Source organism: Pseudomonas sp. 2,4-D (assembly GCF_030418155.1).
Lineage (GTDB): Bacteria > Pseudomonadota > Gammaproteobacteria > Pseudomonadales > Pseudomonadaceae > Aquipseudomonas > Aquipseudomonas alloputida.
Genome location: NZ_JAUHUI010000002.1, coordinates 263,172 through 277,027, shown reverse-complemented (window position 1 = coordinate 277,027; position 13,856 = coordinate 263,172). Strand labels below are relative to the sequence as shown.

17 protein-coding genes, 1 tRNA gene and 3 pseudogenes are annotated in these 13,856 nt (G+C 59.3%); 8 read left to right on the top strand and 13 right to left on the bottom strand.

What is annotated here, in order from left to right:
- Window positions 1–6: 6 nt before the first annotated feature.
- From QYE47_RS03605 to QYE47_RS03595, 3 genes and pseudogenes are all read right to left on the bottom strand, one after another.
- Window positions 7–1,125 (bottom strand): terminase, encoded by a 1,119-nt coding sequence (locus QYE47_RS03605; RefSeq protein ID WP_237141824.1) that lies wholly within the window; start codon window positions 1,123–1,125, stop codon window positions 7–9.
- Window positions 1,100–1,575 (bottom strand): annotated as a pseudogene (locus QYE47_RS03600) (DUF2280 domain-containing protein). The gene QYE47_RS03605 and the pseudogene QYE47_RS03600 overlap by 26 nt, the downstream one beginning before the upstream one ends.
- 326 nt (window positions 1,576–1,901) lie before the next feature.
- On the bottom strand, window positions 1,902–2,135 hold the full coding sequence (locus QYE47_RS03595; protein ID WP_026031959.1) for a hypothetical protein: 234 nt from the start codon (window positions 2,133–2,135) through the stop codon (window positions 1,902–1,904).
- 252 nt (window positions 2,136–2,387) lie between these two features.
- Between QYE47_RS03595 and QYE47_RS03590 the strand changes: the two genes are divergently transcribed.
- The gene (locus QYE47_RS03590) at window positions 2,388–2,873 is read left to right on the top strand and encodes a GNAT family N-acetyltransferase (protein ID WP_019438797.1); all 486 of its coding nucleotides are present in this window, start codon (window positions 2,388–2,390) and stop codon (window positions 2,871–2,873) included.
- 6 nt (window positions 2,874–2,879) lie between these two features.
- Here QYE47_RS03590 and QYE47_RS03585 read toward each other — a convergent pair whose 3' ends face one another.
- The 5 genes and pseudogenes from QYE47_RS03585 to QYE47_RS03565 form a co-directional block, all read right to left on the bottom strand.
- On the bottom strand, window positions 2,880–3,071 hold the full coding sequence (locus QYE47_RS03585) for a hypothetical protein (RefSeq protein ID WP_019438796.1): 192 nt from the start codon (window positions 3,069–3,071) through the stop codon (window positions 2,880–2,882).
- A gap of 47 nt (window positions 3,072–3,118) precedes the next feature.
- Window positions 3,119–3,388 (bottom strand): hypothetical protein, encoded by a 270-nt coding sequence (locus tag QYE47_RS03580; RefSeq protein ID WP_014591546.1) that lies wholly within the window; start codon window positions 3,386–3,388, stop codon window positions 3,119–3,121.
- A pseudogene (locus QYE47_RS03575) lies at window positions 3,388–3,698 on the bottom strand (peptidase M48, Ste24p). The gene QYE47_RS03580 and the pseudogene QYE47_RS03575 overlap by 1 nt, the downstream one beginning before the upstream one ends.
- 1,113 nt (window positions 3,699–4,811) lie before the next feature.
- On the bottom strand, window positions 4,812–5,285 hold the full coding sequence (locus tag QYE47_RS03570; RefSeq protein ID WP_014591547.1) for a hypothetical protein: 474 nt from the start codon (window positions 5,283–5,285) through the stop codon (window positions 4,812–4,814).
- Between the two features lie 835 nt (window positions 5,286–6,120).
- A complete protein-coding gene (locus QYE47_RS03565) occupies window positions 6,121–6,420 on the bottom strand; it encodes a hypothetical protein (RefSeq protein WP_019438790.1) in 300 nt (99 codons plus the stop codon).
- A gap of 308 nt (window positions 6,421–6,728) precedes the next feature.
- Here QYE47_RS03565 and QYE47_RS27260 point away from each other — a divergent pair, with 308 nt between their 5' ends.
- The 7 genes and pseudogenes from QYE47_RS27260 to QYE47_RS03530 all read left to right on the top strand — a co-directional run.
- Complete coding sequence (locus QYE47_RS27260; protein WP_317616991.1) at window positions 6,729–6,995, top strand: hypothetical protein; 267 nt, start codon at window positions 6,729–6,731, stop codon at window positions 6,993–6,995.
- Window positions 6,995–7,288, top strand: a complete 294-nt coding sequence (locus tag QYE47_RS03555; RefSeq protein ID WP_070384029.1) for a hypothetical protein — start codon at window positions 6,995–6,997, stop codon at window positions 7,286–7,288. Before QYE47_RS27260 ends, QYE47_RS03555 begins: the two co-directional genes overlap by 1 nt.
- Before the next feature lie 19 nt (window positions 7,289–7,307).
- Entirely contained in the window at window positions 7,308–7,616 is a 309-nt protein-coding gene (locus QYE47_RS03550; RefSeq protein WP_070384030.1) for a phage protein NinX family protein, read from the top strand.
- Window positions 7,613–7,813, top strand: coding sequence for a hypothetical protein (locus QYE47_RS03545; RefSeq protein WP_019438788.1), 201 nt, complete (start codon window positions 7,613–7,615; stop codon window positions 7,811–7,813). The genes QYE47_RS03550 and QYE47_RS03545 overlap by 4 nt, the downstream gene beginning before the upstream one ends.
- 50 nt (window positions 7,814–7,863) lie before the next feature.
- The gene (locus tag QYE47_RS03540) at window positions 7,864–8,025 is read left to right on the top strand and encodes a hypothetical protein (protein WP_019438787.1); all 162 of its coding nucleotides are present in this window, start codon (window positions 7,864–7,866) and stop codon (window positions 8,023–8,025) included.
- Between the two features lie 37 nt (window positions 8,026–8,062).
- Complete coding sequence (locus QYE47_RS03535; RefSeq protein ID WP_237141825.1) at window positions 8,063–8,464, top strand: hypothetical protein; 402 nt, start codon at window positions 8,063–8,065, stop codon at window positions 8,462–8,464.
- Window positions 8,350–9,503: pseudogene (locus QYE47_RS03530) on the top strand (tyrosine-type recombinase/integrase); the annotation flags it as partial. The gene QYE47_RS03535 and the pseudogene QYE47_RS03530, both read left to right, overlap by 115 nt.
- A 79-nt stretch (window positions 9,504–9,582) precedes the next feature.
- Here the strand turns inward: QYE47_RS03530 and QYE47_RS03525 are convergent.
- The 5 genes from QYE47_RS03525 to pheS all read right to left on the bottom strand — a co-directional run bounded on the left by QYE47_RS03525 (window position 9,583) and on the right by pheS (window position 13,847).
- Window positions 9,583–9,659, bottom strand: a tRNA-Pro gene (locus QYE47_RS03525).
- Window positions 9,660–9,773: 114 nt separating this feature from the next.
- Window positions 9,774–10,130: a MerR family transcriptional regulator gene (locus QYE47_RS03520; protein ID WP_014591553.1), complete on the bottom strand. Its 357-nt coding sequence runs from the start codon at window positions 10,128–10,130 to the stop codon at window positions 9,774–9,776.
- Entirely contained in the window at window positions 10,111–10,413 is a 303-nt protein-coding gene (gene ihfA / locus QYE47_RS03515; RefSeq protein ID WP_003250679.1) for an integration host factor subunit alpha, read from the bottom strand. The genes QYE47_RS03520 and ihfA overlap by 20 nt, the downstream gene beginning before the upstream one ends.
- Before the next feature lie 4 nt (window positions 10,414–10,417).
- Window positions 10,418–12,799 carry a phenylalanine--tRNA ligase subunit beta gene (gene pheT, locus QYE47_RS03510; RefSeq protein ID WP_070384031.1) on the bottom strand — a complete coding sequence of 794 codons (2,382 nt, stop codon included), beginning with the start codon at window positions 12,797–12,799 and terminating at the stop codon, window positions 10,418–10,420.
- Between the two features lie 31 nt (window positions 12,800–12,830).
- Window positions 12,831–13,847 (bottom strand): phenylalanine--tRNA ligase subunit alpha, encoded by a 1,017-nt coding sequence (gene pheS, locus QYE47_RS03505; RefSeq protein ID WP_003250674.1) that lies wholly within the window; start codon window positions 13,845–13,847, stop codon window positions 12,831–12,833.
- Between the last annotated feature and the right edge of the window lie 9 nt (window positions 13,848–13,856).

The following is a 13,856-nucleotide window of genomic DNA, read 5'->3' as shown; positions in this document are numbered from 1 at the left end:
GAACCCCTAGGTATTAAGGAACATGGCGTTCACCGCGTTGATGCGATCCTTCACACCGGGGTTCTTTGAGTCGACCACAACGGTGAAACCAGCCTTCTTGAGCAGCGACAGGTCCGACTCGCTGGCGTTCTTGCTGCTGGTGTTCTGTCCGCTGGCGTCTGGGTACACGGAGACGCTGTGCCCTGAGAAACGCACCTTTATCTTCTCGATCATCTCAGGCGTGTCGCGCACCGAGTGGAACTCGTCCAGCGCCAGCGGCAAGCCGTCACGGACCACGTATACAACCGCGGCCATCTTCATGACGTTGAAGTCCATACCGATGTGTATGGCCTCACCCGGCTTGATGCGCTCGCTGGTGTGGCACTCAGCCCGGTCGAAGGTGGAGTAGACGACCCCGGCATAGTTCTCGAACCCGGCCTCATACTCCTGGCGGAACGTGCGCGGGTCCATCTTGCGCCGAGCGGCGTCCAGCTCAACGGCCGGAACGTTGCCGCCCTGCAGTGAGGTGTATTGCCAGCTCTTGTGGTCAGGCTCTCCGCCCGGCTGCCCGTCGCGGTAGGTGTCGTAGCAGTGGTTGAACCCTTTCGGCGTGCCGATGCGCAGCGCATGCCCGCCTTTACGCGACTCCCCGGTCTGGGGAATCGTGTATTGGCAGGTCGAGAGCATCGGCCTGAGCACTTCTTCCCAGGCTGCCCACGAGCAGTCTGCCCATTCATCCACCAGGACGAAGAACAGGCCGGAGCCCCGCAGGTTGTCGTAGTTGTCCAGGCCGACCACACGCATGATGTGGCCAGACTTTAGAGTGATCGAACACTCCGTCTCGTTCGGTCGGGCGGCGCGCCATGCCTCGGGGATGGCCTGCTTTAGCCGGCGCCAGAAGACCCGCTTGGCCTGCTTGAACGTCGGAGCGCCATACCAGATCTCATCCTCGACACTCACGCCCCACTCAGCAGCCAGCCGGGCCGCGCGGCGCATTTCTGCCTTGCCGAGGAAGGTTTTGCCGAATCGTCGCCCGCACACCGCATCACGGAAGCGCGCCTCAGGCTGGAAGCCCCAGACGTAAATGTTCGCCTGTTTCGGCGTCAACTTCACCGGTGGGTCAAAGGTACGGGGTAGTCGGGACACCTTCATCTGGCTCCAGCTTGTACTCAGCAACGGCGTGCTGCTGGTCCGCCTGGGAGCCCAGGGGCTTGTCGGGTTCGATCTTGCGGTTGACGTACATGTCGCCGCATTCCTTGGCCGCCTGCTCGTACAGCTGGGCAGTCAGCGCTAGGTTGCGCATGTTCTCGGCCTTCTCAGCCATTCGCCCTAGGCCGCGAAGCCGGAAAGCTCTGTTCGCGATGGGAATCTCGGCTGTTTCCTCGCGGAACCGCTTGCGTGTGTCCTCGAACAAGGCCACCCAGCGCTTGGCTAGGCCCTTGCCGGAGTACTTCGTGGGATCGTGCGTCTCCACCTGCTGGCGGGTCACTGCGATGCTGAATTCTTTCTGGACGGCCTCTACCACCTGTGAAGGCTGTCGAAGCACGCCAAGGCCTGAACAATAAAGGCCTTCACGTCGTTGCTGAGGGCTGCCATAGGCTTTCAGGGTTATGGATGCTGCCGGTGTCGGCAAGAATCTCGGCCTTAAGCCAAGCCCATATTTCAGGGGCAGGAGCCAAGCGGATACTGAAGTCGGATAGCTCGGACAGTTCAAGCAGTGACGATGGAGGATACGGCCTATCCATAGGTCACCTTGTGCTTGAAATGATGTTGCGGTGCCGGGACGGCAGCAGTCTATTCAGTGCAGGAGGGAGTACTAAGCCAAAAGGCGATTGGCTCAACGCAAGCTATGCATGGTGATTGCCCCATCTGCCTGCCATGCGGCATTCCACTTCAAGCGCTCGCACGAGAGGCCGACCCGATTAACTCTTATCATCATGCACAGTGACCCTCACTCCCGTAGCCACGATCTCGTACTCAGTTTCGGAAATCTTGTTCACGGCACCACCCATTTGCATTTCGAAATGCTTCAAGCCTTCATGTCGAACCATTCCGCTCGAAGAGCGCTCAACGGTCTCGTCTTGGTAGATGTAGATGACGTACTCCACATTATCCGTGCCAAGCCCAACTATTCTTCCAACATATTTATCTGCCATGTCCGGACTCCTCGCGTGAAGCCTCAAGGTAGCGGGTGCCAACAGATCAATCCACTGTATTGGAGCGTTAATCATGAATATGATGCTGGTCTGAGCGTGAGCACGCTCATGCAGCAAGGGGCGACCCGGCACGGTAGGCTCGTTCCATCGCCTCCCAGTCGGGTTGCTTGGTGGTCATGGATAGATCCTGATACTTGAAATGGTAGCGCGTTGAAGGTATTGGTTGAGATCAGCTCTCCCGAAAGGCCAATCATGCAGCTTCGCTTCAGGCATCTCAGCGACGTTTCCACCGAAGACATCATCGCGCTCAACAACAACCCAGATGTCTTACGCCAAATGCCCTTGGGGCGTCCCGACTTTGACGAAAGCAAGTGCAAGGCATGGGTCGCTCAAAAAGAGGCCCAATGGGCTCTTGATGGATACGGTCCCTGGGCTTTTTTCGTGGAAGATAAATTCGCCGGCTGGGGTGGCCTGCAGCAGGAAGACGGTGACGCTGATCTTGCTTTAGTGCTTCACCCAGATTACTGGGGGCTGGGCAGAGTAATTTTCGATGAGATAGTGCGGCGCGCTTTCCAAGAGTTGGGCCTGGACTCGATTACCATACTGCTCCCACCCACCAGAACTCGTATCAAAGGTGTACTTCGTCTAGGTTTTGTTCACGACGGAGACGTTGATATCGACGGTACGCCCTTCGCACGCTATCGACTCCTCGCAAGCACTAGCGCAAAAATCTCGTAACCTGTTTTACCTGGCGACCATCCTGTGCGTCTCGGCATGGGCATGACCGTGCAGCAGGCCGACCAACAGACCTTGGGGAAGGCCAGCTTCTTTGGCTGCGTCGATAGCCTTCACGATGGCCGTATCGAATTCGGCTACCGCATGGACGATATCCATGCTGGCCGGCAGCTCATGGCGTATGCGGGTTACGTTACTCATGTTCACTCCCGCGCCACGAAACGGCGCATCTCGAATTGGTGGCGCCCCTACCCCGGCTGGAACACATGGCCGCGCCGGGCAACCGCGTACAGGACGATCCCCAGCTTGAGGATCACGCCGTACAGGGTGGGAACATGGCCGTTCATGGCCAGGACGAACGAGCCGAACGCTCCAATGGCCACTAGGTAGAACGCGACGGCCAGTAGCGGCGCATCCGTTGGTCTGATCCGGCGCAGGTAGTCGCACGCAGCGATCACCACCAGCACGCTCAGAAAAGCATTCGCGCCGATCAGAACTGAAATCAGGGTCGAGCTCATCAGGTAGCTCCTTTGGCTCCGAACGACCCCACGAGCGACTTCAGCACCGGGATGATGTTCATTGCCAGAAGGCCTATCAGAAAGGCCACGCCGTATTGGGTTTCTCCGCTCGCGCCAAGGCTGAAATAGCTGATGGCGAGCGGGGTGCAGAAGACTGCCGAAGCGAAACCGGTGAAGAAGGCGGCGACCGCCTGGCCCCGGGTGAGGCCTCGCAGAAAGGTCAGCGAGAGGATCGCTCCTGCGAAGCCGCCAATGATCACGCCGTACTTACCAGCAGGACGCCGGCAGTCGTGCTTGCTGGTTCGGCCATGTGTGGATCCTAGAAGAAAAGGCCCGGCGAGGCCCTATTCAGGGACCGGGCAAACGTGCGGAGCAGCACATAACGAAAAGCCCCGGAAGTTCCGAAGCTTAGGATGGTAAGCGTACATCCGTTGATCTGATGGGGAGCTAATTCACCTGAACAAAAAACCGCCCGAAGGCGGCTAGCTAGTGATTATTAGCGCTATCCCAATCAATCGGGCGCGTCAATCAGCTCAAATGTTCTATTTCATGACTTTCGCGGATCACTTTTAAGATCTTTGTCAGCAACCTTGTCGTGCCGACTGTAGAGCTCTGCCTTTGAAGCCCGCTCGGTGTTGGCACCCTTACTTCCCTCCGCCCTTGAGCCTTGGGAAGATGTATTTGCACCAGAACTTCTTTCCCCCTGGCGCGATGTTTTATCTGTCATATAAACCTCTGATGAGCCCGATTATCCGAGCTCAGATAAATGAATTACTCAGCGAGTGATCCATCATTTGTACGCATCTGCCTACGGTCACTCTCCGGACCTTTTTCAAGGCCTAGCTCGTCATCATCTGGGTGTAGCCCAGTGGATCATCAGCTTCGAGGAGCGTATGTGGCGAAAGAGCCGTACTTGGTTGGGCGCTTCTACCAACGGCGCCCAGGATAAGTCCAGCCGGCCTGCTGACTACTGAACTTTTCCGAATTTGAAGCTTTTGGACGCTCATAAAACTCAGGTTCTAGTTCAGGCGTAGCGTCGGGATCGATATAGTCGTCTCTATCCTCTGGGCTAGATTTTTCCAACCCCTCACGCTTTTCTGTACCTGACCCGACTTCCAATTCAAGTCCCGGAGATCCATCTGGCTTGGAAATGTCACTAGACATAAGTACCTCTCATTAACTCAGAAATTCTGAGCTAAAGCGAGTATGCGCCCTAAGGTTGCCATAAGGTGGAATACCAGACCACCGGGGTAATTAAAAAGACCGGCGCAATTATGGAAATTTTGAGGGCCTATTTCGGGCAATAAAAAACCCGGCGCGGTGGCCGGGTTCTGTGTGTCACTCCTCAACACGCGCATGAATGACAGGATGAAGCAAAATTACGACATGGCGACATGATATTGCAAGCCCTTTTGAGGCCCTTTCACGCGGCCTCGTCGAATAGCACGCCAATCGCTTCAAGCATGTGCTGAGCCTCGGCCAGCGCCTCGTTTACCAGAGACTCCAGAGCGCCCTTGATGGCCCGATTCCAACGCTGATAGGTGCGCTCGGTCAGGCCCTGGGAATCCCAGTTAGTCATGTCGTAATTCGACTCGGCCAGGACGATCATCTCCCCCGGCTTCACCTCGGCCACGGCACGGGCGTGCTTGTTGGCGCGCTCAACGGCGGCGGCGGCAGCCTTGTTGCGCCAGTCCCACTGCCCTTCCTCCTCGTTCTCGCGTGGTTCGGGCGCCTTGAACTGAGGCACCTTGCGCTGAATCCCCTTCGTTTGCTGCGGAACCGCCCAGACCAGCACGGCCTGCTGAGTGAAGCGCTTAGGCGCCGGGGTTGGCACGATGGCAATGAGCCGTCCAATTGAATCGATCTTGCGCCCCTTGTGCGTGCTGTACTTCGCCACCAGCGCATTCCAGTGTCGCGGGCTGAGCTGACCGATCCCACCGTCAGGCCTGATGACAAGGTTAGCGCCACCACCCACGGCATCGACCGCATGGTCGACTGGGCCAACACCGCGCGCGGCGGCCGCCAGTTTGACATGGTTGATCTAATCGCTCGGACTGACAGCCAGAACAGATGCTCATCGGCCTACGGCCTCTGCGAATAACCCTTTCCATTTAAAACTTCACGCCGCTTTGGCGAGGACCACCCATGTCTGCGTATTACAACGAAATCGACCAATACGCTGCGCAGTGGCTCCGAAATCTGATCGCAGCGGGCCACATCGCGCCAGGTGACGTTGACGATCGATCGAGGATGTTCACCCAGATGACCTCAAGCCCTACACCCAATGCCACCTCTTCGCCGGCGTCGGCGTTTGGTCCTACGCCTGCGGGCGTCAGTGCTCCGCATATCCGAGACCGCACGTACTGGGTGGCCCACGCCAACAGCTATGGACGCAAATCGCGGGGCAAAGGACGCTCGACCGTGGGATACCGGGCGACCGCTGAATCAGATCGCAGCGCTGGCCGGCTGGGTCACCCCGACCACCAGGGACGGAAGGACACGCCGGGAAAGACAGCTCAGCGGAATGGAACGGACCGAGTGGACCAGCTTCCGCGGCAAGCGTACCTGTGCGGCTGGCCAACCCCTCTGGCAACGGATGGGGACAAAGCGGACGCAACTCTTCCTGTGGTTCTCAAGCGCATTGAGCAGATGGGCCACATGGCAGCTTTCATGCGCGCTGAATGCTCGGCGGAGCACATTTGTACTCCGCCAGGCATTGACCTCTCTTCCCACTAGTTCGAGCAGGCGACCTGGTCAAATTTTGGTTGGGGATCAGTGGCGATCCGGCGAGCCCGACCAACACCCCAGGCCAAAGCCCTGGTCATGGATTCACCGGGGCGGGAGTCGAACGCCTCTTCATGCAGAGCCATACCGCTTGCGGCATATACCCCAATGAACATCTGCGTGTTACCTGTCCGAGACAGTCGCACCTGTACATCTATAAGTGTTCCATCAACGAGCGTTTCGTCATGAGTCCTATGGTGAAGCGTCGGGTCAGCCCAAGACCAAAAAACATCACCGCGAATTCTCATGTCGACCTCCTACGACTTTGGTTGTATGTGATGGCGAACCTTCACCTTAGCGAAAGCGAGGCGAGACGCAATCGCGGTTCCCAAGATTGAGAACTGAATCGGACCACCGGCCGATTTTCTTGTACAAAAACAGAATGTTGTACAACTTACTGCCGCGATATGGCGGTCAAGGACGAAGTCATGCCCGTAGAAAAGAAACCGGCTTGGCCGGACCACTTCCGCTACATCGATTCCATCGGCCCCCGAAGGCGTCACGATCGCGTGCCGGCGCTACGTGGTGGTCCGCGAGAGGCAGCGAGGGTTATGCCATGGCGCGCCAGGAAGCCACCGGGAAAGTTTGGGGCAACGCCAAACGAGTATCGAAAAACTCCTGGCGCCGGTTCGCCTACCCCCGCAAAGAGGAGGCGCTGAGCAGTTACAAGGCCAGAAAACGCCAACAGCTAAGCCATGCCGAGCTGGCTCTAGAGCGGGCCAAGGCCGCCCTGGCAGACATCAAGGATCTGGAAGCGATCAACGACGAGCACCTGTGCGCCGGCGGCGATTACATCAGAGAACTCAACTGGGTGGACTGCTGATGACCCGCCTCGCCCTCTGCCTCCTGTTGCTGGCCACCGGCGCCAGCGCAGAACAGTTCACCCCCAATGTCGAGGTCATCCACGACGACAAGCGCGCCGTCACCTGCTGGGTCTACAGCGGCCACTACTACAAGGGCGGCATCAGTTGGATCCCCGACAGCCAGCTGCAGGCCGGCAACGAGCGCCAGCTCTCCCCGCACGAAACACAACCCGAACCTACACCCGCACTGGCGCCTGGGCGCTGGACTGATGAGAGGTATCAGCCATCGCAAGGTCTCGCCCCTTTTCCTTGAGCCGCCCGGATACAACGGGGTGCCCTGGCGCGTGTTCGCCCGGTACCAGGGCCAGGCCATCGAGCACACCAAACGCTACAACCCGTGGGAAGACTGGGCGCTGGGCGGGCCCCTGGCTGTGAAATATCAGGTCTCGCTCATCCCAGAAGCCCATGAAGGGCCCGAGGGCACTGAGATGTCGGAGCGCTGGCCGGCCAGTGTTTACTACAAGGCCGGCGAGCACTACGGCACGGACTATTGTGGCACGGCCCTGATTGCGGCGTGTCAGGCAGTGGTCGCAACTGAGTTCGGCGATACCGTCCAGGTGCCGAAGGAGCTGATGCCATGAGGAGGCTGGTCTATCGCATCAACCGCTGGCTGCCGTTCGGCGGCCTGCCGATCGCCCGCGTTTGCCAGGGCAGGAACACCTGCACCCTCTACAAGAACGGGTGGGTGCTGATCAGCGACGGAAAGAGCACCGACGCTCTCCCGATCAACTTCACCAGTCAGGCGCTGGTCGACGCGTTCGCCGCCGAATTCGCCTAACCCTCCCTCCACTACTCAAGCCCGCCGACCTGCGCGGGCGAGGATGACCTATGTCCGATATCACCGTGAAGTGCTGCCGTTGCCGCAACAAGCACAAGGAGAGCGAGCGGATTCCAGCCCCATGCAAATGGGCGGAAGGCCTCAGCACCATGGTCTGCCCGCGCTGCAGGGCAACCGAGTACTACCGCGTCGAGCCTGCGCCAGCAGCCTGACCACCAACCTACCGCCACCGGCGGTGTGGAGACACACATGGCGAATGCCACAGCAGCAAAGCCCACAAGCATTCAGCCGCGGTTCATCCGGTTCGGCGATGCACCTGGATATCTCGGCATGTGCCGGGATGAGTTCAACAAGACGGTCAGGCCGAACGTGCGGGAATTCCCTATCGGAAAACAGGGCGTGGCCTTTGACCGCCAGGAGCTTGATGAGTGGGCGGACGCCTACATCGAAGCCAAGGCGATTGAAAAAGCCACCGGACAGGACAACAATCGGCCCCGCAGCGAGCGCCGAGGAGATGATACATGGCGCGAAAAACGATCACTGGCCTCTACGAGAAGGGCGGTGTCTGGCAAATCGATAAAGTCTACAAAGGGGAGCGAATTCGAGAAAGTACTGGAACTGGTGACCGGGAAGAAGCAGAGCAGTACCTGATCCACAAGCTCGAGCAACTGCGTCAAAGGAAGGTGTATGGCGTTCGGCAGGTGCATACCTGGGAGGAGGCGGCATGCGCTACCTCCTTGAGGTCAAGGATCAGCCATCCATCCACCTGACTGCCTTGTGCATGAAGCAGCTTCATCCATACCTGGGCCATCTGCCGCTGACGCACATCGATGACCAGGCGCTGGAGCCGTTTATCAGGGACCGGCAGACAGAAAAGGTTCTGCCGGATGGGACCATTGAAAAGGCCGTAAGCAACCGGACGATTAACATCGCAATTGAGCGCGCGGTCCGGGTTTTGACGCTATGCGCCAGGAAGTGGCGAGACGACGATCGCCGGCCATGGCTGGACAGTGTGCCCATGCTGAGGAAGCTCGAAGAGAAGAAGTCGAGCCGTAAGCCCTACCCAATGTCATGGGAAGAGCAGTCGATCCTCTTCAACGAGTTACCGGGCCACCTACAAACGATGGCCCTGTTCAAGGTAAACACGGGCTGTCGGGAGCAAGAGGTGTGCAAGCTGAGGTGGGATTGGGAGATATCGGTGCCGGAACTGGGAACCAGTGTTTTCCTGATCCCTGCTGACTTCGGCGGGAGACACGCCCGGTCGGGCGTAAAGAATGGCGACGAGCGCCTGGTGGTGCTGAACAACGTAGCCAAGTCGATTATTGAATGGCAGCGTGGGATCAGCAAGGAATGGGTATTTCCATACAACGGCACCGCGATGCACCGGATGAACGACTCGGCATGGAAGAAGGCACGGGTGAGAGCGGCGAAACTCTGGCAGGAGGAAAACCTTCGCCCCGCTCACCCTAGATATGCCTCGATCAGGATTCACGACTTGAAGCACACCTTCGGTCGACGACTGCGGGCAGCAGGCGTTACTGAAGAGGATCGGAAGTCACTGCTCGGGCACAAGAACGGCAGCATCACCAGCCACTACTCCGGCGCTGAGCTGGGCAAGCTGATTGAGGCTGCGAACATGGTATCAACAACTGACTCTCGCGGGCCGGTGTTGACGATCTTGAAGAAGAAAAATCGGATGAAGTCCCGAAAAACTCCCCACATGCAAAAACGAAAAAGCCACCCGAAGGTGGCTAAGTCGTTGAAATATATGGTCGGGACGGAGTGATTCGAACACTCGACCCCTTGCACCCCATGCAAGTGCGCTACCGGGCTGCGCTACGCCCCGACTGGGCTTTGAAGCATGTTCTCAATCTTGCCGAGAACGTTGAAGAATGTACCCTAACCTCCTGATAAATGAAAGCTTTTTCTCAAAAAATTTTCCACTCATCAGAAACCCGGCTTACTTCTTCAAAACCACCAACACATCCTCCAATTCAACAATCATCTGCCGAATCAGCTGCTTGTACTGGCTGGATTCATCTTTAACCTCATCACTGGAGAGCCTCAACCGCGCCCCGCCAATGGTGAACCCCTGATCATACAGCAGCGCACGAATCTGGCGGATCATCAGCACATCCTGGCGCTGGTAATACCGCCGGTTCCCCCGCCGCTTCACAGGGTTCAGTTGGTCGAACTCCTGCTCCCAATACCGCAGCACGTGTGGCTTTACGGCACACAACTCGCTCACTTCACCAATGGTGAAGTAGCGCTTGCCCGGTATGGGGGGCAGTTCGTCGTTATGGCTTGGTTCCAGCATAGGCCTCAACCCGGGCCTTCAATTTCTGCCCTGGACGAAAGGTGACGACGCGCCGTGCGGTGATCGGGATCTCTTCCCCTGTCTTGGGGTTGCGGCCCGGCCGCTGGCGTTTGTCGCGAAGGTCGAAGTTGCCGAAACCGGACAGCTTGACCTGCTCGTTCTCTTCAAGTGCGTGCCGAATTTCTTCGAAAAACAGCTCGACCAGCTCCTTGGCCTCACGCTTGTTAAGCCCCAGCTCCTCGTACAGCCTTTCGGCCATCTCAGCTTTCGTCAGAGCACCCATGCCGTTATTTCCTTAACGTGGTGTTCAACCTTTGTTCGAGCGAGGTGAGGATGTTTTGCAGGGTAGTGTTCACCTCATCGTCGTTAAGAGTGCGCGATGGATGCTGCCAGGTCAAGCCGACGGCAAGGCTTTTTCTATCAGGATCAATGCCTTTACCTTGGTACACATCAAACAGCCTGAGGTCTGTGAGCCATTCGCCTGCATTGTCACGAATTAATTCAAGCACCGCGCTAGAAGCCACCTCACGTCCTGCGATCAAAGCCAGGTCGCGACGGGTTTCCGGGAACTTGGACAGTTCGCTGAATTTCGGCAGGCGGCCTTCGACCACGTCGCCCAGCACCAGCTCGAACAGGAACACCGGGCGGTCCAGGCCCAAGGCCTTGGCCAGCTCTGGGTGGATGGCGCCGAGGTAGCCGACCAGTTTGCCGTCACGCTCGATGGCAGCGGTCTGGCCTGGGTGCAGGGCTGGGTGTTTGCCGGCGCTGAAGGTGAAGTCGCTCAGGGCGCCGGAGTAACCCAGCAGGGCCTCCACGTCGGCTTTGACGTCGAAGAAGTCGACGCCGTCGCGGCCGTTGGCCCAGCCTTCTGGCAGGCGGCTGCCGGTGATTACGCCGGCAATCATTGGCTGCTGCTGCAGGTCACCCAGTTGGCCGACAAAGCGCAGGCCGCTTTCGAACAGGCGCACGCGGTCTTGCTGGCGGTTCAGGTTGTGCTGCAGTGCCTTGACCAGGCCCGGCCACAGCGAGGCGCGCATGGCGGCCATGTCGCTGGAGATGGGGTTGGCCAGCAGCAGCGGCTCTACGCCCGGGCTGAACAGTTCGAACAGTTTCGGATCGATGAAGCTGTAGGTGATGGCTTCCTGGTAGCCGCGGGCAACCAGCAGGCGGCGCAGGGTCGGCAGGTCACCGCGGGTTTCCGGCTTGCCCTGTGGGGCCAGGCGGGCTTGCGGGTAACGAACCGGCAGGTTGTTGTAGCCGTACAGACGGGCCAGCTCTTCGATCAGGTCCACTTCCAGGCTGATGTCGAAGCGGTGGCTTGGCACGCGGACGGTCCACTGCCCTTCCCCGCTCTTGGTCGTGGTCAGCTCGAGGGCGTTGAGCAGCTGCTCGACCTGGGCCGGCTCCATTTCCATGCCAAGCATCTGGGTGATGCGTTCGGCACGCAGGGTGACCGGGGCTACTTGTGGCAGGTGCTGTTCGCTGACCGCTTCGACCACAGGGCCGGCTTCGCCGCCAACGATGTCCAGCAGCAACTGGGTGGCGCGCTCCATGGCTTCGCGGGCCAGTTGCGAGTCGACGCCGCGCTCGTAGCGGTGCGAGGCATCGGTGTGCAGGCCGTAGGAACGGGCTTTACCGGCGACGGAAATCGGCTCGAAGAAGGCGCTTTCCAGGAACAGGTCGCGGGTTTTTTCGGTGTTCACACCGCTGTGCTCGCCACCCATGACGCCGGCGATGGCCAAGGCGCGGGTGTGGTCGGCAATGACCAGGGTGTCGGCACGCAGGGCAACTTCCTGGCCGTCGAGCAGGACGAGCTTTTCGCCCTCTTCGGCCATGCGCACGCGGATGCCACCGTTGATTTCTGCCAGGTCGAAGGCATGCATCGGCTGGCCGAGTTCGAGCATCACGTAGTTGGTGATGTCGACGGCGGCGTCGATGCTGCGAACGTCGCTGCGGCGCAGGCGTTCAACCATCCACAGTGGGGTTGGCTTGCTCAGGTCGACGTTACGGATAACGCGGCCCAGGTAGCGCGGGCAGGCAGCCGGGGCGCTGACTTCGACCGGGCGCACTTCGTCATGGGCGGCCGCTACGGCTGGCACCACCGGGCGGGTGACCGGGGTGTCGTACAGGGCGCTGACGTCGCGGGCCAGGCCGGCGATGGACAGGCAGTCGCCGCGGTTCGGGGTCAGGCCGATTTCGATGCTGGAATCATCCAGGCTCAGGTACGTGCGAATGTCTTCGCCAACCGGAGCGTCGGCAGCCAGTTCCAGCAGGCCGTCGTTTTCTTCGCTGATCTGCAGTTCGGCAGCCGAGCACAGCATGCCGAAGGACTCGACACCGCGCAGCTTGGCCTTCTTGATCTTGAAGTCGCCTGGCAGTTCGGCACCGATCATGGCGAACGGGATCTTGATGCCTGGGCGGGCGTTAGGGGCGCCGCACACAACCTGGAAGGTTTCCTGGCCGCTACTTACCTGGCAAACGCGCAGCTTGTCGGCGTCCGGGTGTTGCTCGGTGGCGAGAATTTCGCCCACGACGATGCCGCTGAACTGGCCGGCAGCGGGGGTAACGCTGTCAACTTCGAGGCCGGCCATGGACAGGCGGGCGACCAGTTCGTCACGGGAGACTTGCGGGTTGACCCAACCGCGCAGCCACTGTTCACTGAATTTCATGCTGTTCTCCTGAAAGTTGCGTCGATTGGGCCTAGCGGAATTGGGCTAGGAACCGCAGGTCGTTGTCGAAGAACAGACGCAAATCGTTGACGCCATAGCGCAGCATGGCCAGGCGCTCGGCACCCATGCCGAAGGCGAAGCCCTGGAACTCTTCTGGGTCGATGCCGGACATGCGCAACACATTCGGGTGCACCATGCCGCAGCCCATCACTTCCAGCCAGCCGGTTTGTTTGCACACACGGCAGCCGTTGCCGGAACACATCACGCACTGGATGTCGACTTCTGCAGACGGCTCGGTGAAGGGGAAGAACGATGGGCGGAAACGGACCGCCAGTTCTTTCTCGAAGAATACGCGCAGGAATTCTTCGATGGTGCCCTTGAGGTCGGCGAAGTTGATATCGCGATCGATCAGCAGGCCTTCGACCTGGTGGAACATCGGCGAGTGGGTGATATCCGAGTCGCAGCGGTATACGCGGCCCGGGCACACAATGCGGATGGGCGGCTGGGTGGACTCCATGGTCCGCACCTGCACCGGCGAGGTGTGGGTACGCAGCAGCATGTTGGCATTGAAGTAGAAGGTGTCGTGCATCGCCCGCGCCGGGTGGTGGCCAGGGATGTTGAGCGCTTCGAAGTTGTGGTAGTCGTCTTCCACCTCTGGGCCTTCGGCAATGCCGTAACCAATGTGGGTGAAGAACTGCTCGATGCGCTCGAGTGTACGGGTGATCGGGTGCAGGCCACCGGTGGCCTGGCCGCGGCCTGGCAGGGTGACGTCAATGCATTCGGCAGCCAGGCGAGCGCTGAGCTCAGCCTCTTCAAAGGCAGCCTTGCGGGCATTGAGCACAACGGTGACGCGCTCTTTGGCGTCGTTGATCAGCGCGCCGACTTTCGGCCGCTCTTCGGCTGGCAGGTTGCCCAGGGTCTTCATCACCTGGGTCAGTTCGCCCTTCTTGCCGAGATAATTAACCCGGATCTGTTCCAGGGCGTTGATGTCTTCAGCGCGTTCCACGGCCTCTAGGGCTTGGGAGACCAGCGCATCCAGGTTTTCCATGTACAGACT